The sequence below is a fragment of the Micromonospora sp. PRAS1 genome (genome assembly GCF_059553435.1).
On record NZ_JCANNB010000004.1, the window covers coordinates 164,818 to 189,659 of the forward strand.

Sequence of the window (24,842 nt, forward strand, 5' to 3'; positions counted from 1 at the left end):
GTTGCCGGCCGCGGGCGAGCACGCCGCCACGCGGCACCCGGGGTAGTGGTCGATCGGCTTGGCGGATGGCCGGCGGCCCGTGACGCTCCTCCGTCACGGGCCGCCGGCGGGATCCGGAGCTACTCCGGCTGACCAGGCCTACGGCCGAACCGTCACTTGGCTCAGCCTTTGCCGCCGCCTCCGCCGCGCCCGCGCCCGCGCGAGCGCTCACCACTCGGGGCGGGAACCTCGCCGAATCCGTAGTTCGACTGGCGGCGGGGAGCCGGCATCGGAGCGAAACCGTGGACGTTGGCACCCGAGCTGAACGGGTTGCCCGACCCCCCGTAGGGAGTGGCCGGCGGACCGGAGCCGCCGGCCGGCTGACCGTAGGAGCTGACCGGCCCGTAGGAGCTCGTCGCAACCGGTCCGTACGAGGCGTACGGGCCGGACTGGGCGTACGGGCCGGACTGGGCGTACGGGCCCGATTGGGGCGGCGGGACGGGCTGGGGGTAAGGGCTGAACTGCCCGTAGGAACTGGGCGGCGGAGCCCCGTAGGAGCTGCGGGACGACGCCACACTCGGGACCTGCGGGTTGGGCAGGTTCTGCAGCGGAACCGTAGGTGCCGGTACCGGTGCCGGCTGCTGCTGCCGGGACTGATGCCAGCCCATCATCGCCGCGCCAATTCCGTGAGCCATCGCGCCTGCGTCGCGGGTCTGATTACTGCCCACGCCCCCGGTGCCCAGGCCCCAGGCGATCGCGCCCCCGGCGGCGACCGCGGAGTAGGCGGCCATGTAGAGGTCGCGGTCTCTGCCGCGTAGCGCGTTCACCATGGTCTTGGTGAAGACATAGGCGGCGGGACCACCGGCGGCCGCTACCCCGGCACTGACCGCGGCGAGGCTGTTGCCCTGTCCACCGGCTCCCTGCATCATCGGCGACCCGAGCACCGAGATGAACGTGGCGAGCCGCTCGTCGTTGTTCACCACCCACCGGCCGACGCTCCGGCCCGTGCCCGCCACCCAGTTCAACAGGCGATTGTTGCTGTCGAACTGGTGCCGGCTGACCCGGTCGCCGCCCCATTCGACGTCGAAGGACTCCCCGGGGCCGGGGCTGCTCCGGTCGGACGCTGGATAGCTGCCCACCATGTTGCGGTAGTCCTCGGCGCCCGGGCCCCCCGGCCTCGCCGAGCTGATCGTGCTGCTGCTGGGCCGCCGAGAGTCGTCGTAGTGGCTGCCAGAGGTCTCGCTGCCCCGCCGCGGGTCGTCACTGTAGCGGCTCGACGAGGTCGGGGCCTCGTCGCTGCTGCTACCCGAACTGCCGCTCTGCCTTCCCGGGCGCCGGTACGACTCGGCAGTTCTGTTCGAAGAGGAATGCCTGTCCCGATGCTGATTGCTCGCCACTTGGGCTCCTTGGGTCCGATCGGACGGCTGGTACGGGCTCTACGTCCGGCACCTGCGCCCGGTTCGAACGGGGCTCGACTTTTCTCTGCGCCGCCCCGGTCTCTGCGCCGGCCCGGTCTCTGCGCCGCCCCGGCACGGTGGCCGGCCAGCCGGTCTCAGCGGTTCGCGCGTTCGATGCCGCGCCGGACCAGGCCACGGATGCCGGGCAGGGTGATCGCCCGGATGGCCAGGTCGTTCATCCGTACGTGGAACCGGCTGGGTGGTGCGTACTGGAGCATTCCCCGGCGGGCGAGCGCCTGGCGTTTCGTGGCCTCCGGACGCAGTCCGGTCTCCCACTCGGCCAGCGCCGCCGGGATGTCGTCGTGCCGCTCAAGGGCGGTGCCGAGTTGGTCGGCTCCGGCGAGCGCGAGGGCGGCGCCGTGTCCGGCGAAGAGCGTCACGCACCAGGCCGCGTCCCCGAGCAGCACCACTCGGCCGCTGCTCCACCTGGGCAGCACCACCTGGCTGACCGCGTCGAAGTAGGCGCCGGACGGGTCGCTCGCGAGGTGGCGAAGCGCCTCGGGCACGCCCCCGCCCAGATCACCGAACGCCGCGCCGAGCGCCTCCACCGGTCCTCGGCCGAGATCGGCGGCGGGGTCCGCGCATCGGTAGGTGAAGAACGCCGACGACCGCTGCGGGCCCAGGTTGACCAGCCCCGCGGTCCGCCCCGGGCCGATGAACGTGGTGGCGGACGACTCGGGTACGCCCGACACCGAGCCGGCGAGCGGAAAGGCCGCCACGACGTACGGCAGGTCGACCCGGAAGCCGGTGCCGAACACCTCGGTACGCGTGGCGGAGTGCACCCCGTCGGCACCGATCAGCAGGTCGGCGTGCTCGGTGCTGCCGTCGCTCAAGCTCACCCGGACCCGGTCGGCATCCTGTTCGATGCCGGTGACGGTGGTGTCGAAGCGGATCTCGGTGCGGTCGCGTACCGCTTCGTGGAGCGTGGACTCCAGCGCGCCACGGAACACCGTAATGGTTCGTGCGCCGAGGGTGGCCTCGGCGATGGCGCGGGGCACGGTGAACTTGGGCCGTCCGTCGGCGTGGACCAGCACGGTGGTGAAGAGTCCCAGTTCGTGTTCGGCGAGCGCGGGCAGCAGGCCGAGCCGCTCGGCGGCGTCGTAGCCGGGTCCGAGCAGGTTCACCAGGTAGCCGCCGCTACGTCGGGCCGGGGCGCGCTCCACCAGCAGGGTGCGCCAGCCGTCCCGCGCGAGTCGCAGGGCGGCGGCCTGGCCGGCTATGCCAGCGCCGACGATCACCGCACGTCTCATCCATCCTCCTCAGGACCAAGAATGAGCAAACGCTCAAACTCAGTATGAGCAGATGTTCATACTCGCCGCAAGGTCGCTCGGGAGAGCGCCTAGACTCGGGCCATGCCACGCGGAGTCGCCATCACGGAACCCCGGCAGCAGCTCTTCGCAGCGCTGGAGGCGGTGCTCGCCGAAGCCGGGCCGGGACGGCTCACCGGCCGGGCCGTGACGCAGCAGGCCGGCGTGGCCACCGGACTGCTCTACGCACACTTCGCGAACTTCGACGACTTCCTGGTCGGGTACGCGGTCGACCGGACCTTCCAGATCTCCGGCACGGTGGCCGGGCTGCCGAGCCGAGCCGGCACCGGCACGGTCGTCGCCAATTTGAGCGAAATCCTGCTGGCCACGCCGCTGGACACGCTGCTCACACTGACCCGACTGCTGGCCTGCCGACCGGACCTGGCGGCCGGCGTCCAGGCGATCCTCGGCGAGGGCGTGGGCGCACTCGCGGCGATCGAGCAGGCGATCGCCGGCTACCTGGCCGCCGAGCGGAAACTCGGCCGGCTGCCCGCCGGGGTCGACCCGTCCGCGCTGGCCCTGACGATGGTCGCGGTGCTGCACCACGTCGTACTCACCGGCGGGACGGCCGTGGCGGCGCAGACCCGGCTCGGCCGCACGATCACCGCCCTGGCCGACGCCTTCTCCGGCGGCACGGATGTCGACGCGGAACGCCGGCCATAGCGAGTCAGGGTCGCGTCGCGTCGTACGCCTCGCGGGCGTTCGGGCTATTCGGAGACGCCCCGACGGGCCGGGCCGGCGATCGAGTAGGCGATCAGCCCGCCGAGGGCGAGTACCGCCGCCATCAGCATGGCGGCCCGGTCATCGGGGGCCTGGCTCTGCCACGTCGCCGCCGCTCCCCAGCCACCGTCCTGGGGATAGGTGACCGCGATGGTGGTCCAGCCCAGCGGCAGGAACCACGACCTGTCGGCGCCGAGCACCGTCGCGCAGAGGGCGGTCAACCCGAGCAGGCCGGCGGCGTCGCGGGCCACCAGGGCGGCCGGGCCGAACCGGGCTCCGGTGTACAGGGTGGCGACCTGGACCACGAGGATCACCGCCAGGGCGGCGAGCAGGTGCAGCGCCCGCAGCCAGGGCCAGCGCATCGAAGCGGTCCGGTCCAGATTCTCGTCCGGACCGGCCAGGGTCGCCGAGAGCACCGCAGCCATCAGCAGCACGGTCATGGCGACCACCGGCAGGGCGACATCCCGATCCGCGGCGAAGGCCAGCCACAGGGCCCAGACCACTGCCGCGCCGCCGAGGGCCACGGCCAGCGCCAGGGGTACGCGCCGCGAACGCAGGTACAGCATCGTCCAGGTCACCGGGCACTCCCGGGCAGGATCCCGGTGACGTCCGTGCAGTTCCGGAGGGCGTCGCGGACCGCCGTGACCCGGGTCAGCGCCTCGTCGTCGGGCAGCTCACGCAGCCCCTGCCACAGCCGGACGGCCTCGGCGTTGAGCTCCGGGTCTTCGGAGATCATTCCGGGCACTATTCCGACGTCCGACTGCGGCTCGCGGCCCATCAGCCAGTAGGCCGCCGCCCGTTCGACCGCCTCATCGCCGCTCCGGCAGCTCCCGTCGTACTCGACGCCCAGCCGATTGACGAGCGTGGGAACCACGGCGGCCGGGTACGCGAGCCCACCGCGGTCGTCGGTCCGGATCTCGATCGTGATTACGCCATCCCCCGCCGGCCTGACGTCATCTGCCACGTACAAGCTGGTGTTCTCGTGCACGGCGGTCGGTGCGTCCGGCAGTTTCGCCAGGGTGGTCAGGCCCTCCCGGGCCAGCGGGGTAAGCGCTTCGAGCACGTTGCCGTGCACCCGGCTGACGCACACCGTCGGGGTGTCCTCGGTGCACACCAGTTCCCGCGCGACCGGGTCGACCGGCCAGTTCAGCACGTCCTCATCCCGAGGGACGACCGCGATCGCCGTGGTGAGCCCGAGCACCAACGGCACCAGCGCCGCCGTACGGCCACGCCAGCCACCGGCCACGAACAGCAGCAGGCCGGTGACGGCGAGCGTGGCCATCGAGATCGCGAGCGCGCCGCTGACCCGGTTGTCGATCGTCTGATAGGCGTGGAACGGGGTCGAACCGTGGACCGGGGTGAGCGCCGCAGCCAGCCAGTCGTCCAGCCGGACGGCGCTGAAGAAGACGAGCAGGACGCCAGCCACCCCCAGCGCCGGGGCGGTCACCAGGGCGGGAAGCATGCGCCCGATGCCCAGTCCGAGCCAGGCCGCGGCGACCAGGGAGAGCGCACCTACCCCGGTGGCGACGGCGAAGTTCAGCAGGGGCAGGTGCTGGGCGGTGGTGATGATCCAGGCGATGCCCGCCGCGGTCACCAGCAGGTAGGCGATCGCGAGGGTGAGGGCCATCGCACCGAGGACCGGCAGCATCCGCTGAGCGCGGGGCCGGGCGGTGGTGGTGAAGAGTTCGCCGACCTTCGCCCGGTGCTCCCGGCGCCCCTGCCAGGCACCGGCGGCCAGGGCCAGCGGCCACAACAGGAGCAGGTACTCCCGGATGGACATGGCCAGTGCCATCCAGCCACTCGACCAGCGGCCGGTTGCGGCATAGAGCGCACCGACCCCGATCGCCACCGTGATCAACGCGGTGCCGAGCGCGGCGGAACGACGCAGTTCGAGACCCAGAATCCTCATCGGGCGGCCTCCTCGCGGTGCCGGCGCAGGATCGCGGAGTAGCCCCGCTCGGCCGGGCTGTCGCCGGCGTGCCCCTGGTCGCCCTGCCCGATCAGCACCTCGGGGGTGCCCTGCCACACCAGACGTCCCTCGTTGACCAGGACGACGTCGGTGCACGCCGCCGCGACATCCTCGACCAGGTGGGTGGAGACCAGCACGCAGCTGTCGGTGCCGAGGTCACGCAGCAGCTCGCGGAAGTCGAGTCGCTGTTCCGGGTCCAGCCCCACGGTCGGCTCGTCGAGCAGCAGGATCCGCGGGTCGTTGACGATGGCCTGCGCGATGCCGGCCCGGCGCAGCATGCCACCGGAGAGCGTCTTCATCCGGGCGTCGGCCTTGGCGGTCAACCCGACCCGGTCGATGGAACGCTGCACCGCCGCCGGGATGGCGGCCTTGGGCATCTCCTTCAGCCAGGCCATGTACCCGACGAACTCGCGTACCGTGAACCGTGGGTAGAAGCCGAAGTGCTGCGGCAGGTAACCCAGCGTGCGGCGCACCGTTCGCAGCTCGGAGCGGCCGTCGACCGAGTGCCCGAGCAGCGTCAGACGCCCGCCGGCCGGCGTCAGCACGGTCGCCAGGGCGCGCATCAGGGTGGTCTTCCCAGCACCGTTCGGGCCGAGCAGTCCGTGCACGCCGGTGGCCAGGGCCAGATCCAGGCCGTTGACGGCCAGGTACCGGCCGGCCCGGACCTTCAGGCCCTCCGCGTGGATCGCCCAGGGATGGGTGGTGGCGGCCGTCTCGACCGCGCTCACGGCACGCATCGTCATCATCTCCTTCATCGATCGCCAGCAATGCAGCGTGGCGGTGTCAGGGCATGGCGGTACTGCGGTGCGGCCGGATGGCCGTGGTGAAAGGTTCGGCGGTCAGTCGTGGTGGCAGGTTCGACGGTCAGTCGTGGTGGCAGGTTCGGCGGTCAGTCGTGGTGGGAAAGTCGCCGGAAGCCGTTGACCCGCAGGAGGGCCATGATGGTCAGCACGACGGTGGCCAGCGCCCAACTGCGGACACTCTCCGCCGCCAGCACCACCGGCATCCGGGCCGCGGCAAGGCTGGGTGCGATCACCGCGCACGTCCAGACCACGACCAGTCCGATGGCGGCCCGACGTACGCCGACGAGGGTTCCCAGCAGCAGGGTGGCGGCGGTGAACGCCAGGCAGGGCAGCAGCATCAGGGCCAACGACGCCCCGGTGCCGGCACCCGCCAGGACGAGCGCGGGAATGACGAAGACCAACACCGCCGCCGTACGCCGCAGCAGCATCGTCAGACCGGCGGCGGGGGTGGCGGCGATGAGTTCCCAGGCCGGATCGGCACGACGATGCCAGGCGACCGCCACGCCGGGCAGCGGAGCCAGGGGGGCGATCAGCAGCACCAGCGAGGGCGACCCGGTCCACAGCACGCCGAGCAGAGCAGCGCAGGCGAGCACCGTGGCGGTCATGGCCAGCCACGGCAACAGCGTGCCGACGAACCAGCGGTGCCGCAGCACCGACCAGGACCAGCCCGGGCCGGCGGGCGCCGGGGTGGCCGCAATCTCGCGATCCAGGCTCATCGCGACCTGCTCGATCACGGCCCGGGTGTCCGTGGTTGTGCTGCCGGCCAGCCGGGCCCGGCAATCGGGGCACTCCTCGAGGTGCACCTCGATCGCCCAGACGCTGGGCTCGTCGAGACCGGGGTCGCCGGCCGCGTACCTGTCGATCTGGGCAAGGGTGGGATGGGTGGTCATGACAGCGCCTCCCGCAGGGCGATCCGGGCTCGGCGTACGCGGGACTTGACGGTGTTCTCCGGTACGCCCAGCAGCACCGACGCTTCCCGGGGTGAGAGCCCGTCCAGGACCGTGGCCCGCAGGGCGGCCCGCACCTCGGGTGGCAGGACGAGCAGTGCCTGCTCCAGTTCCTGACCGACCCGGGCGGCCATCACCTCGTCCTCGGCTGCGGGTGCCGTGCTCGGCATCAGCTCCACCTGCGGCACCCGGGCCTTACGCGCCCGGCGGCGGAACGCGTCGACCAGCCGGTGCGCGGCGATCGTCCACAGCCAGCCCACCGCACTCCCCTTTGCCCCGCCGCTGCTCTTGGCCTGGACACCGGCGAAGCTGCCCGCCGCCCGCCAGACCGTCAGGTAGGTGTCCTGGAGCACCTCGGCGACCACGTCCGGGTCGGCGCAGCGGCGGCGCAGGCGCACCTCCAGCCACGGCGCGGTACGCCGATAAAGCTCGTCGAACGCCCGCCGATCTCCACGGGCGACGCGGCGTACAAGTTCGCCCTCGTCAGCCGCGTCCATGCCTCTCTTCACACCTGGTAAGACGACGGGCCCATCCGGCCAGGGTCCCGATCGACGCCACTATTTTTCCGTGCCGTCCGCGCCGACGACGACTGCGGTTGCCCAGAGCACGACGGCGGCACCGAACGCGGCGACGACCGCCGCGAGATCCGGCCTGCCCAAGACGTACGCCCCCAGGGACGCGCCGGCCACCAGGGCGAGCGCGAGCGCCGTTCCCGCGTACTCACGTTGCCGGAAGATCGCGACGAGCGGCACGAAGTGCGCCGCGACCACGAACAGGACGAGGGTGGGGATGAGCCTCGGCTGCCCGGCCGGCACGGCGACCAGGCAGACGCCCCCGATCAGCAGCCCTTGCACGATGCCGACCTGGTTGAATCGGCGCATCCAGTCCGCCGACAGCCGGCGGCTGCCCGACGGCAGACGGGTCAGCCGCAGGACGAGGACGACCGCGGTGACCACCCCGGCGGCGACGACGAGCGGGAGGCGCGCGGCGGCCGGCGCCAGGCCCGTCGCGGACAGCGCCCAGAGCAGCGCGAACCCGGCGAGCACGATCGTCCTGGTCCGGGCCAGCGACCGCGCGGAGACGCTTACGTCAGCAGCCGGGGTACGGGTCTGCGTGGAGGTTGTGGTGAACATGGCCGCCGCTCGTTCGAGGACTGGGTGAACTATCAGTCAGGATAGTGCACATCCGTTCACCCGCCACTTCTCAGTCGTCGGCCGGCGTCGGCTCCTGGATCGCGGCGCCGGAGTAGAGCCGGCCGATCGTCTCCCACCAGCGCCGCAGACCGTCCCGGCTCATCGGATCAGCACCGAGCACGTCGGCGATGCGATCCCGCAGCAGGATGATCGACAGCTCATGGGCCAACAGCACCACCGCAAGCTGCGCCCGGTCCACATCCCCGGCGACCGCGCCAGCGTCGGCCATCCGCCGCAGCAGCGAGTCGGCAAAACCCTGCAACATCCGGTACGCCTCAACCGAACGCGACGTGTTGCCGACGAGGAGATGCGCGAGATATCGGCTGGCCGCCGGTGCGGAAAGCGCGTCAGCCGAGGCGAGGAAGCCCTCGGGCGGACCGGCCCCGGCAGAGTCGGCGAGCGCCTCCAACGCGTTACCCAACACCCCGAGCACATGGGCGTCCACCGCCGCGACCAGGCCGTCACGCGACCCGTAATGCTTGATGATCAGCGACTGCGAAACTCCCGCCCGCTCCGCCACCTGCTTGAGTGACGCCGCCGCCGGCCACTGCTCACCGAAGAGCTCCAGGGCAGCGTCCCGAATGATCGCCTTCGCGGTGCGATCCTCCGGTGCATACATGTTCACCACCCTAGCCCGCAGCGCCGCGATAGCCGGACCGGGCCGCCCCCGACCAGCGGGCCACACCGCGTACGGCCGAATTGACCTCAACCTCGGTTGAGGTCATAACGTCGGCTGATCAAGCAAGCCCATTCCGACGCTCGGAAGGACCATTGTGGCCACCGAACTCTTCCTCGTCCTCGACCCCCATGTCACCGCAGGCGGCGAGCGCGAGCCGCTCACGGACACCTCTGACGTGGTATGGGTCCCCGATCCCGCCACCGCCGCGACCATCGCCGCCGACGGTGCCCGCTCCGAGGTGCGACTCATCGAGCTGTACGGCGGGTTCGGCTTCGCCGGTGCCCGGCAGGTGATCCACGCGGTCGACGGTCTCGCGCCGGTCGGCGTGACCGGGCACCCGGCACCACCGCGCGGGTCGTTCACCATCCTGATCGAGGACGACACCGCCGACCCCACCACCGACCGCCTCGTCCGACGACACGCGGACGGCACTCGTACCAGCATCATCCGCGTGCCGCGCGCGGACATGGCCGAACTCGCCGCAGCCGACATCGCCGGCGGCGCGACCCGCGTCGAGCTGTGCGGCGGCACCGACCTGGTGACCGCCGCCGACGTCGCCGACCGGGTCGGCCCTGACGCCGACATCGCGCTGGTCACCTGGCCGTTCGAGTCGATCAGAGGAGCCGCCGCCTACGCGGCCTCGTTCGCGTGAGCAGCTTGACGCGTCCCCACCAAGCTAAAGAAAGGGCCTCCGGACGGCGCCGACGACGCCGAGGGTGTCGGCGTCGGGGGTGGCGAGGGTGTGGGTGTCCACCGCAGCGGCCAGGCCAGTACGCAAGGCGGTGAGCCGGTGCGCCAAGCGGTGAGACTGGCCGAATCGGCCAGGGCAAGCAGCTCTCCGTTGTGCAGGTCGTGCAGCCAGACCACGCCGCGCAGGGCCAGCACGGCGTCGGGAAACTTCGCGTTGACTTTGAGCGGTCTACGCGGACACACCCGGTAGCAGGCAGCGTCAATCGGCGCTCGCCGCCGCCTGCCGGTGCTGCCCGCCAAGCGGGCAACCTCGATCGTTGGATGGGGCGAGGCGCAGTCGGCTGCCAGCGCGTACAGCTGTTACTGAAAAGGGGTCCGCTGTACCCGGCGGGCCCTGACCAGGGGAAGCAAATGAGTCGGTGCCCCCGGCAGGATTCGAACCTGCGACACACGGTTTAGGAAACCGATGCTCTATCCCCTGAGCTACGAGGGCGCGAGGGCCCAGTCTAGCGACCTGCGGGTTGACCCGGGGTGGCAGGGAGTGGCCCGCGTTGACCTGCGTTGTCCCGACCGGTCGGGGCGGCCCGTGACCACACGCTGATCACACGGGCCGCGCCTGCGGCCATGATCATTGGCCCGTGTTGACCCGGCGTGGCCCCGGTTGACCCACGGTGGCATCTGCTGGAGAGCACACAGCGCACACATCAAATCAAGATCGTGAGCCCCGCCAGCTTCCCCCGGCTCGGGCGTCGCCGGCTGGAGGAAACTGGCAGGCGTTGTCATTCCACTCGCGCGCAAGGACGACGTGGTTCGACCTCGCAACAGCCTGCCGGAACTTGAGGACGCTAAGAAATGGCGACAGACGGGTCAGGCAGCGTGATCGCGTGGCAACGCCTCTGCGGGCAGAACCAGCACCTTCCCGTCCGTGCGCTGGATGAGGCCGATCTCAACGTCGGGAAGCTCCGAGGCTGTCACCGACTCCTCGGCCGCTAGTTGCCGCAGGCGGCCCGGCCAGGCGAGTAGGTTGTTCACTTCACCTTGGGTCAGTAGACGGTCCGTGAAGCTTTTGGTGGGAGCACGGAGCCGGAGTTCCGCCAGGTCGACCAGCAGCGCGTGCAGTTCGCCCTGGAGTTCGTCCACGCTTCGCTGACGTGAATGACTACATCACCCGAAACGCCGGACCGAGGCGAGGAGCGGCCCGAGCCCGGCTGGTCCGTCCTGCTGACCCGGAGGGTTGCTGCCGAGGTCCGGTACTGGCGTGAGCGACGCGGCATGACTGCGCTCCAATTGGCGAGGAGAACCGCTCAGCTCGGATGTCAGTTGCCCCGCAGTGTCCTCGCGAACCTGGAGAACAACCGGCGCGACACCGTCACTGTCGCCGAGTTATTGATCTTGGCTGCCGCGCTTGACGTCCCCCCAGTTCTGCTCATCGCACCAGTAGGACGTAAACGCGAGATCGAGGTGTTGCCCGCAACGCGAACCACACCGTGGCAGGTCCGCGGATGGATCCACGGTGCGGTCGAACCCAACTACCATGGCTTTTCGGCCACGATGTGGCAACAGAGCAGGCGCGCCATCACGCTCTACGACATCCATCGACTTCTAGTCAGGGAACATCAACAGATTCAGCAACGGATTCAGCAGTTAGCCGATCAGGAGCATCTCGTCGTCGGTGAGATCGCATCGGATGACCTTCGTCTAAGCCGAGGCCCGCTGGCAGACTTCGTCAACGAACTCGCTTACAGTCTCGACCGCCTGCGCGTGCATCGCGGCTTGATCAATTCCGAGGGATTCCAGTTACCCGACCTGCCACCAAGTATTTCAGCGGCGCTCAAGGAGACCGCACCAAGCGGCAGGCACCACCAGGCAACCGGAGATCATCAGGATGATGGTCTCTTGCCTCCCCTGTTCTACCAGGAGTTGATGGCGTCCAGGCCAGATCTTGGCGGCGACGAACCGGAACAAGAATCGCGCGGGTGATCACCCTCATGACTGGCCCGGCTGGTGAGTCACCGCCAGCAAGCCAGTTTTCGTGGCATCAAAACGGGTCGCAACGGGCAGACCGCCCGCGCGAATGGGCAGACCCTCCAGGCCCTGGCAGTACTGGTCAGATCGGCGCTGGTCCGATCCGGGATGCCGGCCGAAAACCGTCGGCGACGCTATGAGCGCCGCAGCGACCGGCGGACCTGACCGGAGCCGCGATCGCCGGACGGCCGGTGCCCGCCGCCCGGTCTGGGCGGAACGGGTCCGCGCCGGACCTGGCCCGAACGGCTGGCGGGAACCTCCCGGGAGAGGGCCGGCACCTGGTCGAGTGCCCGCAGGCAGGCCCGCAGCTCGATGTCGGTATACGCGAGGAACAGCACGGTGGCGACCCGGCTCGCCGGCACGGAGCGGAGGTGGTTGACGGCGGTGTGGATCAGAGTCTGGGCCGTCGGTGCGAGTTCCCCGCCGGCCTCGCCGCAGCTCAACAGTGGGAACAGGACGGTCGCGGGGGACTCCGGGTGGATTAGTTCCTCCGCTGCGGTAAGGGCGTTCGCGACGCTGCGGCCGATCTCCTTAACCGGCTGGAATCCGGCCCCGGGCGCGCCGTGCACGGCTGCGGCGTGGATCACGAAGCGTACCCCGTTGCGGCGCGCCAATTCGCCGGCGCCGGTCACGACGACCTCGCCGGGGCCGAGCGGTCGCAGCGACGCGACCTTGGCTTCCAGTTCGTCGGCGATGTGGTCCACCACGACCCGGCCGCTCGCGTCCCGCTCGGCCCCCTCGTACCGGATGATCGCGGACACCGAGCACTCCTGCACGCGCGCCATGACCATGTCGGTGTTTTCAGAGTTCACCCAGATGTCAGCGCATCGAACCTGGCGGATGTCCGAGGTGACCACTCCGATCCGCAACCGGCGTCCGTCCGCGTCGGGCGGTAGTCGATAGGTGATCACCTCCTGCACCGTCAGCACCCGGCCGCCGCCGTCACCGCGGAGGCGGACCGCCTCTGCCGGCGATGCGACCGCCGGACGATCGCGGGTCTTCTCGTGCAGATGTACCAGCAGGCCGTGCTCGCGCCTCCAGTATTCAAGGTCAGCGGGAAGGGAAAGACTCGCGCGGTTGGCATGCGCCGTGCACTTCCATACAAAAGCCTGAACGAATTCCCAAGACGGCGGTAAGGAAACTCGACCGCGTAGGGTGTCATATATTTGACTGCGACCGAGTGGTATCCGGGAGTCTCTGGCGAACACCTCGACGCTGATTCCAGCCTCTCTGCGCAATCGGGAGAGCCGAGCACAGAAGTCGCCGAGCGTACGCGTGAAGTCACTTTCGGCACTGAGATGCGTAGCCACCTCTACGTCCGTCCGGGCGTCCGGTGCGTGTCCGGCCGCCGCGCCGGAGGCCCGCCCATTGAACTGGAGAATCTCGCCCGGCGCCCACATCTTCGTCCGGTGCTCGTCGCGCGACTTCGGCATGCTTGCCATGATCCTTTCTAGGTGGATCGAGGGGAAGCGAGTCCATTCGTGATGCGGGCCATTGGTAAAGCTGGCCAAGAGATTTCCCGTAAATGTTACTAGACGCCCCGCACGCCCGCGTGTTGAGCATTCGTGCCTACGGCGTGCGCCATTCGGCGCGCAAGGCATGGAAGTTCGATCGGGCAGAGCGGCAGAACGGGTGGCTGAACCGGCGGACTGGTCAGCGGACCAACGATGAGGAGGTGAGGTGTGGTGGTCGGCTTCGCGCAGTGCCGTGCCGCCGCCCGGGCGGCTCGCGCCGCGCCGCACGGCCGGGAGGCCGTCCGTGTCGTCCGATCCCGCAGCGTCTTAGGCATCGTCCGGTCCCGTGGTCCGCTGTCCGTGCTGCTGTGGGTGGCCGCGGCGGAGGGTCGGCTGGTCTGGCGAGGGCCGGACAGTTTCGCCTTGCTGGAGCGCCCGCCAGCCAGCCCCGTGCCAGCGGCGCGCGGCGGCCTCAGGCTGGGTGCCCTCCGGCTCGTCGACCAGCACTGGGACCTGCTCCTGCTCGTCGTGCCGCCAGCGCTCGGGCTGCTCGTCGTCGCCGCGGCGGCGTTGGTACCGGGTATACACGAAGCGCTCTCGCCGCCTGCCGTCCTCTGGCTCACGGTCGTCGCGGTGTCGTACGTCAGCGTCCTCATGCTCGGCCGACTGACGCACGAGTCGGCGTGGCTGCGCCGCACCATGGGCCGCCGGCCGCCTGAACTCGACGATATTGCGGCCTGTTCCTACCCGGGCTGGAACTGGTCAGTGCCGCTGTGCCACCACGTCGCGCCAGAACCAGGGCAGCGACTGATCGAGCTGGCCGCAGACCGGATGACCGACCTCGTCGGGAGGGATGCGCGCCACGAGGCCGAGCGGCGGGGCATAGAGACGGACCGAGTGCGCGTGCGGGAGGTGCTGGTGTTCCTCACCCGGGGCCTTACCACGGACGCCATGCGCAGCACCGTCGACGCGGCGCTGGCGCAGCCCTTCGGTCCGGGATCGCGAGTGGCGTTGCGGCTGCCGTCTGGGCCCGTTCAGGACTACCAGACCGCTCCCCGGGCCGGCGGCGGCTTCTTCGCGCTCTGGGTAGGTGTCGTCCTGATCGTCGTGCCCCTGCTGGCCTTTCTCGTGGCGTCCTGGGAGAGCCAGGCCTGCGGGGCGGGCACCTGCCCGGGGCGGCCAGCCGACTACCCGGCCGCCCTGGAATGGCTCGCTTGGCGCCTGCTGCTGACGAACACGCCCGGAGTCGAGCCGGCCACGGCTACGGCGTCGGCCTACGGCTGGCTGACCAGCCTGCTCGGGATCATGACCGTCCCGGTGGCGTGGGTCTCTGCGCGACTAGCAATCGCCCGACACGAGAGATCTTTGACAGTCTTCGATGAACTGAGGCGTTCCCTGATGAATACGCGGGTGCTGCTGCTGACGGTCACGCCCACCGAGCGGGACGCCGTCCTACGGACCGTCAACCGGGTCACCGGTCGGCCGCCCGAGCGGTCGTTTGTGGGCAACCTGGCGATCTACGAGCTCGGCGAGATCGGCCGTACGACGCTGGCGATGGTGCAGTGTGCGCGGCAGAGCGCCGGCGCGCCCGGCGGCGGCCAGGCGACGGCCACCGAGGCCATCGACCGCTGGCGGCCCGACCTCGTGATCATGGTGGGGATCTGCTACGGGCTGCGCGACGACTGGACGCCGCCGCACCGGCTGACGGACGTTGTCGTGGCGACCACGGTCTACGACCTCGACCACCGGATCCAGTACGACGACCGTGCCGAGTTGCTGGGTGACCGGGTGAGCACCGACTCGTCGGTGGTGGGGCGTCTTCAGGCCGCCTCGGTCGATTTTACGGACACGAGGGTGCACTTCGGGCTGATGCTGTCGTCCCGCACCCTCCTCGACTCCGCAGCGCTGCGCGACCAGCTCAAGCGCGAGCACAGCCGCGCCCTGTGCGGCGAGATGGAGGCCCAGGGCCTTTACGCGGCGGCGGCCGATGCCAAAGTGCCGTGGATCGTCGTCAAGGCCATCTCCGACTGGGGCGTCAACCGGGACGTCTACTACGAGCCGGTCGGCGCGGCGACCAACGCCGCGGCGTTCGTTCTGCACGCGATCGGCATCGGCGCGTTTGCGGCGAAACCGGAGGCGGTCTGACGGGCATCCGCACAACCAGCACCTGCGCTCCGTCCCCGGCGGCGCTCTCCCCTCTACAGGAAGGTCACCAATGACGCTTCAGCCGATTTCGCAGATGCCCGGCACCAGCCTCGATGAGCTCGAACAGGTCTCCAACGGCATGCAGGAGTTCATGCGCGCAGCCAGCGCCGAGGCGCGTGAGACCGCGTTAGAGACGATGAACCGCAGCGGAGTGTTCCAGCGGCTCTTCCCCAGCCGATACCAGAAGGAGACCCAGGAGCTCGCCGTACAGACGCTGCGCCAGTTCGGCGCGGCAAAGCGGGAGTTCATCGAGGTGTTTACCCGCACCCAGCTGGAGATCGCCCGGAAGCGGGCGGACGCGCTGATCGCAACCCAGGGCATGCACCTGCAGACGCAGCTGGCGCGTTTCGCCGCCGAGCGTATCCAAGACCTGAACGAGACCATCAACGCCGCACTGGAACGGTTCATGAGCCAAATGGCGCCGCAGTTCGACATGATCGAGCGGTTCCAGAACCGGCCGGAGCTCTACGAGCCGGCGCGCCGATCCCTGAACCACCAGATCAAGGTCTACTTCGACAGCACCAGCGCACTTCTCAACGGGTTTAACGAGTCCCTGCACAAGAAGGTCGGCTCGGCACAGTAGGGGCGGCCCGCTCCGTCGCCCCGAAATGGGAAGGATTGCAACCTTGCGCCGTGCGTTCACCTGGCTTTCCGGGGCCGACCCGACGATCCTGAAGGACTGTGCCTCGCTGTCCAACACCGAGAAGATTCGGTTCGCCGGTCTCGGCTCGCTGACCCTGATACCGGCAGTGTTAGGCACGTTCTCCATGGCTTACGCGATCTCCACCCTGACCCGGCACGCCGAGTTGTATGTCCTGGCCGGGGTTTGCTGGGGCTTCATCGTGCTTATGATCGACCGGTACCTCATCTCGACCCTGCACAAATCGACCGTGCCCGGGACGGGGGGCCGCGCCGTCCCGATCGTCGCCCGGCTGATGTTCGCGGTGCTGGTCGGAATCGCGGTCGCCCACCCGCTGGTGTTGTTGTGGTTCGACGACAGCCTGGTACAGACCATCGACGAGAACCGCCGGTCGAAGGTCGAGGAGCGCCAAGCCAAAGCGAAGGCCGACGTGGCAGCGGTCCCGGTTCCGGTCGCTTCGGCGAAGCCGCTAGAGGTTGAGCGGCTCGGACGCGTCGAGCGGCTGGACTGCCTCAGCCAGCTGAAGACCTACGAGCAGAGCAACGTGCAGAAACGACTGCCCTGCGGCATCAGCTCTGGCGAAAAGAATTGCGGTCCGCGCTGCCGCGACATTCAGCTCAAGTTCGACCAAGTCGCCGCCGGGATAAAGACGTTGGAAGACCGGATCACCAAGGCCAGAGAGGAGGATCAGACGGCGAAGGATACGTACGACGATCAGGTCCGGGACATCAGGGACCAGGCGGCGCAGGATGTCGCCGATATCAACGCGAGGCATAGCACCGACTACCTGGCCCGGGTCGCTGCCCTGGACCAGCTTAAGAAGGACAGCGGCCACGTGCTCGCGGTCGAATGGTTCATGATCTGCTTCTTCGTCTTCATCGACATCCTGCCTGTGACGATGAAGATCACCACGGGGGTGGGGGCGTACGAGCACGTCCGCGACTCGCGGCTGCTCCAGGTGATAGCGACGGAGCGGGCCCGGCAGGCCGTCATCGGCAGGACGGAGGAGTCGCTCGCGAGGGCGAACGCCGACGCAGAGCGGGTGCTGGGCGAGATGGAGGCGCTCACCCGCGTCCCGGTGGAGGTGCTGGCTGCCCGGGAGGCCCACGTAGCCGCCTTCGAACAGGGGGTGCGGACGCTGCGAGCCCGGTCCCGCAACGACCCGGCGAGCACCGAGGCGGAGATCCTGTACATTCGCGACCTCGACCAACAGGCGTTCGCCCGAGCTATGTCCCGCACCCAGGACTTCATTCGGCAGCGCTGACACCCGCCGAGTCAGGTCGGGCTACGCCGCCGCCGGACCAGGTCGGGCGACATGGCCAAGACCCGCAGGCACGCCGCCAACTCCGCGTCGGTGTACGCAAGCACGAGCACACGCTCCAGCCGGGGCGACGCGCCGCGCTTTAGATGGTCGACGACGGCGGCCATCAGCCGCTCGGCCGTCGCCTCGACTGACGCGCCGCCTGACCCCGCGCCAAGCAGCGGAAACAACATGGTGCGCGCCGGCTCAGTGAAGCCGGGTGCCGCCGCAGCGGCTAGCGCCCGGGCGACAGCTAAGCCCAAATCGCGGATCGGGCGATAGCCCGCCCCCGGCTGCCCCTCCACTGCCGCCACGTGGACGAGAAACCGCACCCCGTGGCTCTCGGCGAGCGCGCCGGAGGACGTGACGATCGCAGAACCGGGGGCCACCGGCCGGCGGTCCCGGACAGTCTCCGCCAACTCCTCGGCGATCAGGTCGTGCAGGACGTGGCCAGCGACATCGCGTCGGGCGCCCTCGTACCGAATGATGCTGGACACGGAGAAGTCGTGGACGCGGGCCATCACCATGCCGGTGTTCTCCGCGTTCACCCAGACATCCACGCCGCGGACCGCGCGCAGGTCGCCGGTGATGACGCCGACCCACGGACCTTTGGCGGTACCGTCCCTGACTTGAAACCAATGGGTGTTCTGCTGGACCAGCACGGCCGGCGTTGGCCGTTGGGCGTCCGTCGCAGCCCGGCGCGCCGCCGCCTCGACGCGCCGGGCTGCCTGCGCCTCGTGCGTATCCCGCCGGGCGGCGACGTTCCCCGCGCGTACCGCTGCCGTCCACAGCAGCAGGACGAAGGCACCCGCGCCGCCTAGGCTTATCCCCAGAACCGTGCCGTCCGCCGTGGTGGACGGGAATACAGAGAAGACCACCAGGGTGGCCGCCAACGCCGCACAAAGCCACGCGAACACGAAGAGGGTGTGCCGAATTCCGACCGCCGAGGCCCGGCTACCCCACGCGAAGCTGCCGAGGCAGAGCACGAGGAAGATGCTGGCTGCGATGCCCACCAATGTACGTCACCGTCCCAGAAGGTAGCCGAAGCCGCGTCCGGGCAACTGGAAGAAGCTCACCTACCTGCTGAGTCCGGGTGGGGTGGGGGCATGACGCCCCACCCCACCCGGATCGCCGATCAGTAATGGTCGATGCCGAGGCTATTCCTTATGTCGACGCAGGCCCTGCACGGAAGTCGAGTGACATTGGAGTATTTGGCCCTAATCGAATGCGGCAGCGGCGGTGATCCCACGTTGTCGCAGGTCAGCCGGCCGTGTAGGAGCCCGAGGGATATCCCATGAAGAACGTCTGTCCGGTTCGGACGGGCTTGATTGAGGTAGTCGCTCCCTGAGGCGTGGTCCTGCTGCACTGCACCGTCATCACGACGGTCTGCGACACGTTGAGGTTGACCTTTGCGTACACGATGTCGTCGCCGCTGTCGCCGCCACTACTGATGCTGGAGTTGACCCAGCCAACCCATGTGATGGCGTTGTTGCTTCCAGGGCACCATCCCCACCACTTGGGCGTCACGAGGTAGACGTAGCCCGTTGTGGCGGCGTTTGCCGGTGCAGGGGCGACGACGAAGGCCGCACAAAGGCTGGCCGCCGCAGCTAGCGCGCCGGCGAGTGAGCGTGAAAGCCGACGTCGGGATCGAGTGGTCTGCATGGTGACCTCCATAGGAACTGCTGGCAAGTGGTCCGAACACAGCATGCCCCGGGTTGGAAGGGACCAGCTCTCGCCTCGTACATCTGCGGTCAACCGCGGACAGGAATCCAGCGCAGTGACGAGGACTGGTTCAGCAGGCAGGCGAGCCACCCAGGCGGCGACGGACGATGGAGTGGCAGCCGCCACGCAGCCACACAGGATGAAACGAATGCGGCAGGAGTACCTCATATCCCAGCGGCATGCCATCACATCTGGTCTTTGATCGCGTTGCTGAGACGGAGCGTCGATGCGAGAGTGCGTACCCAGATGGCCGCGTGGCGGTCGCTTGAGACACTGGGGCACCCACGAACATACCGGCGCCGACATGCCCCGGCCCACTTGTGTGGAGTGCCGCTATCGGCGATCGACGGACAACCAGGTGGACTGACCGAAGGGGTTAGACGGATGGGTGACGGCGACAACGGGCCCGGGCCCAACCCTAGGCAGGTGCGGAATCTGTCTGATCTGGTCCAGCAGCTTGAACTGCTGCGTCGGCGGGCAGCGGGCACCGGCCAGGTAAGGCTCTCTCTTCGCGACATCAGCCGGCGTACCGGCTTGGCGCACAGCACGCTCGGTCCCTACTTCCGTGGCCAACGGATGTGCCCGATGAAATCGTTTGAGTTAATTCTCGCCGCACTCAGCGTGCCTTCGATGCAGATGCAGGCCTGGCTGACTGCGTGGGATCGGGTTGCCGACGGCCGGGTGGCTACGCGACCGACGCCTTTCGTGCCGTTGCAGGAGCCGCGGATGGCCGGTCACCGCCCCGCTCCGCGAGCGGTGGTGCGGCTTGTTGAGCACCGGGACGAGCAGTACTACAGCGTTCAAGGGGGACCGGCCAAGGTTGGCATCGTCTCTGGCAACCTGCGCGATGTTGACATCGCCGACATCTGGGTCAACTCAGAGAACAGCGACATGGAAATGTCGCGTCACAATGAGTACTCGGTCTCGGCAGTGATTCGGTTTGGAGGGGCCCGCCGCGACGAGACGGGCCGCGTGGTGGAGGACTTGATCGCCGATGAGCTACGTCAGCGGACGGCCGGACGCCGGCCGGTCTGCCCTGCGGCGGTCTTGACCACCAGGCCGGGTATGTTGGCCGAGAGCAACAGGGTCCGCCACGTGATCCATGTGGCGGCAGTACAGGGGGAGCCAACCGACGGGTACCGACAGGTCATCGACGTCGGCCGGTGCGTCAGCAATGTGTTAGCTGAGGCTGAGCGGCTCGCCTGCAACGATCGTGAGGTCTCAAGCGTTGTCTTGCCGCTTCTGGGTGTCGGGGCCGGCGGGGGCAACGTGAGCTCGACGGTGCGGGCCATGCTCGGCGCCTCCATTCAGCATCTTCGCCATCGTCACCACGGCGCGGCTGGACGCATCCAAACGGTCTTCTTCCTCGCTCACACCGAAGACGAACTGGAGGCATGTCAGGCAATCTTCGGAGCACACCCTGCCCTGTGCCTGGATGTCATTGTGCCGAAGGAGGTCGAGTCGTGATTGGCGAGCATCGCGGGCATCTGCCAACTGCGATCGCGGCGCAGATGACGGACCTGTCATCCTGGCGCTACCACCAACCGGAAGTCCGGCGGGCGACCAACATCAACCGGCGCAGGACATCACCCCAGCCGCCAGCGCACTACCGGCCCTACGGCGACCGAAAGCCCTACCTGGTGGCCGAAACCCTTGCCGCACTTCACGGCCCGACCGAAGGCACGGTGACGCTTCCGCGTCACCTCGACTGGTCCGGGCACGCCGAGTACGACCTGAACCGGACCGCACGCCTGGCCAGCATGTACAAGGTGGTGCTCACCGAAGCCGGCACGGTCGAGGACCTGAACACCTGGCTCGACGCCGACCTCCTCCGGCGACTCTGGCCCACCCTCTGGCTACCACCCCAACTGCGCCAACGCTGGGAGGAAGCCTTCCCCGAACTCACCGCGACCCGCAACAACGCGGCATAGTGGTTGGACCCCATCCACGAACGCCTCGCCGCACCGGGCTCGCCGCCGCCGACCGATACGGCTTCGCTCTGGCTGGCGGCGCCGCCGTCCAGGCCGCCGGACTTCTCGAACGACCCAGCGAGGACGTCGACCTGTTCACCGCCTGGGACCGCCGCGAGGAGTTCACCAGCGCCGTCCTGCACGCATCCCGAGGTGACGGCCTCACCGTCGAGACCGAGCGGCAGTACGACACGTTCGCCCGCCTGGCCGTCACCGACGGTGTGCGGGTTTCCAAGGTCGAACTCGGCGTGGACTGGCGTGCCAACGAACCGATCCTCATGGCGATCGGCCCGGTACTCCACCCCGACGACGCAGTCGCGAACAAGATGAGCGCCCTCTACGGACGAGCATTCGCCCGGGACTTCATCGACATCGACGCCACCCTCCGATCCGGCCGCTACACCCGCAACGCCCTTCTCGCCCTCGCGCAGCGCGCCGACCGTGGCTTCGACCGGCGAATCTTCGCCGACGCCCTCGGACAAGCCACCCTCCTCGATCCCGACGACTTCGCCCAATATGGCGTCACCGGCCACGCGCTAAAAAATCTTCGTAGCCGATTCACCGAATGGCGCCGTGAACTGCTCGGCGAGTAGAAACCCGCTCGACTTAAAACTGCTCGTCCGCTCATCCCGCAGCACTCCGTTGACGCCCGGAAGGCACCCTGCACTCTCGGCCAAATAAGGGCATTACCAGGACAAACGCCGCTTCAGCAATAGACCACAGCAGCGCCGCTAAGCGACAGGCGAACGTGGGGAAACTTGCGGAAAGTTGCCGGTAATCGGCCTGCATAAGGGGGCAGCGACCAGTATTAGGAAACCGATGCTCTATCCCCTGAGCTACGAGGGCGCGAGGGCCCAGTCTAGCGACCTGCGGGTTGCCCCGGGGTGGCAGGGAGCGGCAGGCGTTGACCTACGTTGTCCCGGCCGGTCGGGGCGACCCATGACCACACGCCGATCACACCGCCGGGCCTGCGACCATGATCATTGACCCGCGTTGACCCCGAGCCACCCCCGGCCCTGCCGCACGGCAACACCGAGCCTGCCGCCGTCGCCGGCCGGCACCCCGGACACGATGTGCGAGACCTGCACAGCATCAGCGCTTCACCGAGCGCGGGCAGGCGTACGGCATCTTGGCCCACGACGGCTGGTCGCCGGTCACCGCTCCGAGACCGGCCAGATTCCTACCCAACCGTCGCCGCAGCGGCTTGAATAGCGGTGTGCAGGTCAACAAGGACGGGCGGGACTGGCGCGTCGGCACCGCCGCCGACGTGGACTGGATCGCCGGGCACACCACTGCCGGCGTCTCGATCACCACCGCCATCCCGCCGGTCTTCGACGCCTACGCCACCACGTACCAGACCGACCACGTCACCGCCGCCGCCTACGAGCACGCCCTCATCGAGGACCTCACCACGCACACCTCCGACCAGCCGTGGTGGCTGGCCTACCTCGACACCGGCGCCCACGACGTCGTCTTCCCCCACGCCCCGAGGGTGTTCCTCTACTGGAACTGGCCGTACGTGTTGGTTCAAGCCGGCCCCGAGCAAGCCCTCACCTGGCGCAGCGGTGGTCACATCCGCCACCCGCACGGCGCGCTACCCGACCTGTTCTTTCCCGCCGACCGGTCATGGCTGGTCTCCGCGCTCTGGGACGACACCTGGACCTGCATCGGCGGCCCCGCAGCATTGATCCACACCCTGGAGCGCGACCCCGTGGCCAATGCCCGCCAGGTCCGACCCGACGAAGACGCGCTGCCACCGGGGCTGGTCCGCGAGTGACGATCCCCGCCCCGGGCAGCGGTCAGCCTCCGATCAGGGCTCACGCCCCCACTTCTCGGCGGCACGGCAATCGCTGGTCGGTTTGCCGTAGATCCGCTTCCCGTCCGGGCCCGCGTAACAGTGCTCGAGTTGGTCCTCGGCCTGGAACAGCGGACGCCTGTCGATCTCCGTCCCGTGGGCGTCGTAGCTGACCAATTCAGGGTCATTGCCGGCCTTGAGTCGGGCATCGCTGGTCATCAGGCCGAACACGCCCTCAGAGAGCCGCGCTGTGGTGGTGCGGCCGTCGCCGTGATCGAGCACGAGCCGGTGGACGCGGCTGCTGACCCGACCGCTGACGCTGACGTCTCCACCGTCGAACTCGGTGGAGGTCAGCAGCAGCCGCTGCACCGGCCCGGGCAACAGGTCACCGTGCGGCCACGACTTGGTGGCGCCCCCACCGGACTCCCGGGCCGTTCCCGCCCCTTCCACGTCGCAGGTGGCATAGCCGACGTCGTTCATGAACAACACCAGCGCGCGGTCACCTCGCTCCGTGGCCACTGCCAGGTCGGCCAGGGACACCGGGACGGGTTGCTCGCTCGGGTTCTGCCGCGTCTGCCGTTGCGGGGTATTCCACTGCATGCACCGCTCGGCCGCATCCCGCAGCGTCGGCGACAGTTCCCCGGCTCCCATGGCCAACACCTGCACAGTCGAGCGGTCCGGCCGGCCCCACACCACCGCCGCGGCACCAGATCCCACGGCCAGCAGCACCGCCACGGCCACGGCGATCCTCACTCGGGGAGTACGCGCTGGAGACGGGCTCGCGAAGCCGAGGAGCCGGGCCCGCATCGCGAGCGCTGCCTCCGGCGGCAGGTCCCGCTCCGCGGGCAGGTCGAGAATACTGTTCACCGTTTCCCCTTCTGGATCTCTTGCGGCATCAGACGGGCCAGGCGGCTGCGCGCACGACTCACCCTCGACCGCACCGCCACCTCGCTGATGCCCAAAACGACTGCCGCGTCCGGGTACGACACGCCGGACCACAGGCACAACGCCACCGCCTCCCGCTCGGCCGGCGGCAACCCGCGGACCACCGAGAGGACCTCGGTCATCCGCCTTTCGTCGTCGAGCCGCGCGCAGACGTCCTCGGCGAGGTCACCATCGGCAAAGCGCTCCGCCGGTAGACGCCGTAGCAGCGCCAGGCACCGGCGCGCCGACCGCCACTCGGAGCGGACCGCGTTCGTGGCGACGACCAGCAACCACGGCAGAGCCGATCCGTCCACGAGTCGGGCGTCGTGCCGGCGGCGCCATGCGACGAGGAACGTCGCCTGGGTGACGTCCTCGGCCGTCGACCACGACCCGGTCAACCGGAACGCGTGGTTGTAGACCGGACGGGAGTACCGGTCGAAGAGCCGACCGAACGCCACCTCGTCACCGGCGGTGATCGAAGACCACAGTTCCTCGTCCGACGGCCGTAACTGATGCCTCACACCACACTATGGCCGCGCACGCTGGATCTGTTGCAGGCCGACGGTCATCCTCTGAGGCCGTGGCGCCGGGCGCGAAAGCTGCAGCGCGTGTAGGCGATGGTGGCCAGCTCACCGGGCGGCGAATCATGCGTCAGGTTTCGAAGCCCGCGAGGTTGAGGCGTTCGAGCAGGCTGGGCTTGCGGGCGTGCACCGCCCGTAGCTCGGCCAGCCGGTCTCGGAACGATGCGCTGTCTCCGTCGCGTTCGCCGACGTCGCGCAGGTCGACGAGGAGTTGAACGGCGGTGTCGTACTCGCGGGGTTTCTTGGTGGAGATGAGTTCGTCGACCCGCTGCCGGGCGGCGGGTTGCTGGGAGGACGCCTTCCCCGAACTCGCCATCACCCGCAACAACGCGACATAGCGGTAGACCCCTGGCAAAAACACCTCAGAGTTCCCGCAAATCGAACACCAAGGAGCCGCATTTCGAACGCAGTATCGCCGCAAATCGAATGTGAATGCCCTCGCAGATCGAAACCAGCACGTTGCAAGAGACCGCAACAGCAGT

The 24,842-nt window shown here is 69.0% G+C and carries 25 protein-coding genes, 1 tRNA gene and 2 pseudogenes; 10 read left to right on the plus strand and 18 right to left on the minus strand.

The genetic code is table 11. The features are described 5' to 3' along the window. Nucleotides 1-161: 161 nt before the first annotated feature. Nucleotides 162-1,121, minus strand: a complete 960-nt coding sequence (locus tag AC507J_RS06055) for a hypothetical protein (protein WP_496288059.1) — start codon at nt 1,119-1,121, stop codon at nt 162-164. 410 nt (nt 1,122-1,531) lie between these two features. Next, complete coding sequence (locus AC507J_RS06060) at nt 1,532-2,686, minus strand: FAD-dependent oxidoreductase (protein WP_496288060.1); 1,155 nt, start codon at nt 2,684-2,686, stop codon at nt 1,532-1,534. A gap of 102 nt (nt 2,687-2,788) precedes the next feature. On the opposite strand from AC507J_RS06060, the gene AC507J_RS06065 reads away from it, so the two are divergent. Continuing rightward, nucleotides 2,789-3,406 (plus strand): TetR family transcriptional regulator, encoded by a 618-nt coding sequence (locus AC507J_RS06065; RefSeq protein WP_496288061.1) that lies wholly within the window; start codon nt 2,789-2,791, stop codon nt 3,404-3,406. A 44-nt stretch (nt 3,407-3,450) separates the two neighbouring features. Here the strand turns inward: AC507J_RS06065 and AC507J_RS06070 are convergent, their stop codons facing one another. From AC507J_RS06070 to AC507J_RS06100, 7 genes are all read right to left on the minus strand, one after another. After that, the gene (locus AC507J_RS06070; protein WP_496288062.1) at nt 3,451-4,041 is read right to left on the minus strand and encodes a hypothetical protein; all 591 of its coding nucleotides are present in this window, start codon (nt 4,039-4,041) and stop codon (nt 3,451-3,453) included. After that, complete coding sequence (locus AC507J_RS06075; protein ID WP_496288063.1) at nt 4,038-5,372, minus strand: hypothetical protein; 1,335 nt, start codon at nt 5,370-5,372, stop codon at nt 4,038-4,040. The genes AC507J_RS06070 and AC507J_RS06075 overlap by 4 nt, the downstream gene beginning before the upstream one ends. Beyond that, nucleotides 5,369-6,169 carry an ABC transporter ATP-binding protein gene (locus tag AC507J_RS06080; RefSeq protein ID WP_496288064.1) on the minus strand — a complete coding sequence of 267 codons (801 nt, stop codon included), beginning with the start codon at nt 6,167-6,169 and terminating at the stop codon, nt 5,369-5,371. Before AC507J_RS06080 ends, AC507J_RS06075 begins: the two co-directional genes overlap by 4 nt. Before the next feature lie 152 nt (nt 6,170-6,321). Further along, nucleotides 6,322-7,125, minus strand: coding sequence for a hypothetical protein (locus AC507J_RS06085; protein WP_496288065.1), 804 nt, complete (start codon nt 7,123-7,125; stop codon nt 6,322-6,324). Then, on the minus strand, nt 7,122-7,679 hold the full coding sequence (locus tag AC507J_RS06090; protein WP_496288066.1) for an RNA polymerase sigma factor: 558 nt from the start codon (nt 7,677-7,679) through the stop codon (nt 7,122-7,124). Before AC507J_RS06090 ends, AC507J_RS06085 begins: the two co-directional genes overlap by 4 nt. 60 nt (nt 7,680-7,739) lie before the next feature. Then, nucleotides 7,740-8,315 (minus strand): hypothetical protein, encoded by a 576-nt coding sequence (locus tag AC507J_RS06095; RefSeq protein WP_496288067.1) that lies wholly within the window; start codon nt 8,313-8,315, stop codon nt 7,740-7,742. 70 nt (nt 8,316-8,385) lie between these two features. Further along, nucleotides 8,386-8,994, minus strand: coding sequence for a TetR/AcrR family transcriptional regulator (locus AC507J_RS06100; RefSeq protein ID WP_496288068.1), 609 nt, complete (start codon nt 8,992-8,994; stop codon nt 8,386-8,388). A 154-nt stretch (nt 8,995-9,148) separates the two neighbouring features. Between AC507J_RS06100 and AC507J_RS06105 the strand changes: the two genes are divergently transcribed. Beyond that, a complete protein-coding gene (locus tag AC507J_RS06105; protein ID WP_496288069.1) occupies nt 9,149-9,706 on the plus strand; it encodes a DUF6506 family protein in 558 nt (185 codons plus the stop codon). A gap of 24 nt (nt 9,707-9,730) precedes the next feature. On the opposite strand, the gene AC507J_RS06110 is transcribed toward AC507J_RS06105, so the two are convergent. The 3 genes from AC507J_RS06110 to AC507J_RS06120 form a co-directional block, all read right to left on the minus strand. Beyond that, nucleotides 9,731-9,853 carry a hypothetical protein gene (locus AC507J_RS06110; RefSeq protein ID WP_496288070.1) on the minus strand — a complete coding sequence of 41 codons (123 nt, stop codon included), beginning with the start codon at nt 9,851-9,853 and terminating at the stop codon, nt 9,731-9,733. A gap of 311 nt (nt 9,854-10,164) precedes the next feature. Beyond that, a tRNA-Arg gene (locus AC507J_RS06115) sits at nt 10,165-10,237 on the minus strand. 374 nt (nt 10,238-10,611) lie between these two features. Beyond that, nucleotides 10,612-10,884: a hypothetical protein gene (locus tag AC507J_RS06120; protein WP_496288071.1), complete on the minus strand. Its 273-nt coding sequence runs from the start codon at nt 10,882-10,884 to the stop codon at nt 10,612-10,614. A gap of 15 nt (nt 10,885-10,899) precedes the next feature. On the opposite strand from AC507J_RS06120, the gene AC507J_RS06125 reads away from it, so the two are divergent. Beyond that, nucleotides 10,900-11,724 carry a helix-turn-helix domain-containing protein gene (locus AC507J_RS06125; protein WP_496288072.1) on the plus strand — a complete coding sequence of 275 codons (825 nt, stop codon included), beginning with the start codon at nt 10,900-10,902 and terminating at the stop codon, nt 11,722-11,724. A 179-nt stretch (nt 11,725-11,903) separates the two neighbouring features. Here the strand turns inward: AC507J_RS06125 and AC507J_RS06130 are convergent, their stop codons facing one another. After that, entirely contained in the window at nt 11,904-13,280 is a 1,377-nt protein-coding gene (locus AC507J_RS06130; RefSeq protein WP_496288073.1) for a macro domain-containing protein, read from the minus strand. A 171-nt stretch (nt 13,281-13,451) separates the two neighbouring features. Between AC507J_RS06130 and AC507J_RS06135 the strand changes: the two genes are divergently transcribed. From AC507J_RS06135 to AC507J_RS06145, 3 genes are all read left to right on the plus strand, one after another. Beyond that, nucleotides 13,452-15,368 (plus strand): 5'-methylthioadenosine/S-adenosylhomocysteine nucleosidase family protein, encoded by a 1,917-nt coding sequence (locus AC507J_RS06135; RefSeq protein WP_496288074.1) that lies wholly within the window; start codon nt 13,452-13,454, stop codon nt 15,366-15,368. A gap of 70 nt (nt 15,369-15,438) precedes the next feature. Beyond that, nucleotides 15,439-16,011, plus strand: coding sequence for a hypothetical protein (locus AC507J_RS06140; RefSeq protein ID WP_496288075.1), 573 nt, complete (start codon nt 15,439-15,441; stop codon nt 16,009-16,011). Between the two features lie 43 nt (nt 16,012-16,054). Continuing rightward, the gene (locus AC507J_RS06145) at nt 16,055-17,332 is read left to right on the plus strand and encodes a DUF4407 domain-containing protein (protein ID WP_496288076.1); all 1,278 of its coding nucleotides are present in this window, start codon (nt 16,055-16,057) and stop codon (nt 17,330-17,332) included. Between the two features lie 11 nt (nt 17,333-17,343). On the opposite strand, the gene AC507J_RS06150 is transcribed toward AC507J_RS06145, so the two are convergent. Beyond that, nucleotides 17,344-18,381: a macro domain-containing protein gene (locus AC507J_RS06150; protein WP_496288077.1), complete on the minus strand. Its 1,038-nt coding sequence runs from the start codon at nt 18,379-18,381 to the stop codon at nt 17,344-17,346. Between the two features lie 247 nt (nt 18,382-18,628). Then, complete coding sequence (locus AC507J_RS06155) at nt 18,629-19,042, minus strand: hypothetical protein (protein WP_496288078.1); 414 nt, start codon at nt 19,040-19,042, stop codon at nt 18,629-18,631. Between the two features lie 474 nt (nt 19,043-19,516). On the opposite strand from AC507J_RS06155, the gene AC507J_RS06160 reads away from it, so the two are divergent. The 4 genes and pseudogenes from AC507J_RS06160 to AC507J_RS06175 all read left to right on the plus strand — a co-directional run bounded on the left by AC507J_RS06160 (nt 19,517) and on the right by AC507J_RS06175 (nt 22,837). After that, complete coding sequence (locus tag AC507J_RS06160; protein ID WP_496288079.1) at nt 19,517-20,557, plus strand: macro domain-containing protein; 1,041 nt, start codon at nt 19,517-19,519, stop codon at nt 20,555-20,557. A gap of 74 nt (nt 20,558-20,631) precedes the next feature. Next, a pseudogene (locus AC507J_RS06165) lies at nt 20,632-21,021 on the plus strand (hypothetical protein); the annotation flags it as partial. Nucleotides 21,022-21,024: 3 nt separating this feature from the next. Beyond that, nucleotides 21,025-21,653, plus strand: a pseudogene (locus AC507J_RS06170) (nucleotidyl transferase AbiEii/AbiGii toxin family protein). A gap of 623 nt (nt 21,654-22,276) precedes the next feature. Next, nucleotides 22,277-22,837 carry a hypothetical protein gene (locus AC507J_RS06175; protein WP_496288080.1) on the plus strand — a complete coding sequence of 187 codons (561 nt, stop codon included), beginning with the start codon at nt 22,277-22,279 and terminating at the stop codon, nt 22,835-22,837. A gap of 33 nt (nt 22,838-22,870) precedes the next feature. On the opposite strand, the gene AC507J_RS06180 is transcribed toward AC507J_RS06175, so the two are convergent. From AC507J_RS06180 to AC507J_RS06190, 3 genes are all read right to left on the minus strand, one after another. Beyond that, nucleotides 22,871-23,590 (minus strand): hypothetical protein, encoded by a 720-nt coding sequence (locus tag AC507J_RS06180; protein ID WP_496288081.1) that lies wholly within the window; start codon nt 23,588-23,590, stop codon nt 22,871-22,873. A gap of 128 nt (nt 23,591-23,718) precedes the next feature. Further along, nucleotides 23,719-24,300: an RNA polymerase sigma factor gene (locus tag AC507J_RS06185; RefSeq protein ID WP_496288082.1), complete on the minus strand. Its 582-nt coding sequence runs from the start codon at nt 24,298-24,300 to the stop codon at nt 23,719-23,721. 130 nt (nt 24,301-24,430) lie between these two features. After that, nucleotides 24,431-24,721 carry a hypothetical protein gene (locus AC507J_RS06190; protein WP_496288083.1) on the minus strand — a complete coding sequence of 97 codons (291 nt, stop codon included), beginning with the start codon at nt 24,719-24,721 and terminating at the stop codon, nt 24,431-24,433. Nucleotides 24,722-24,842: the final 121 nt, after the last annotated feature.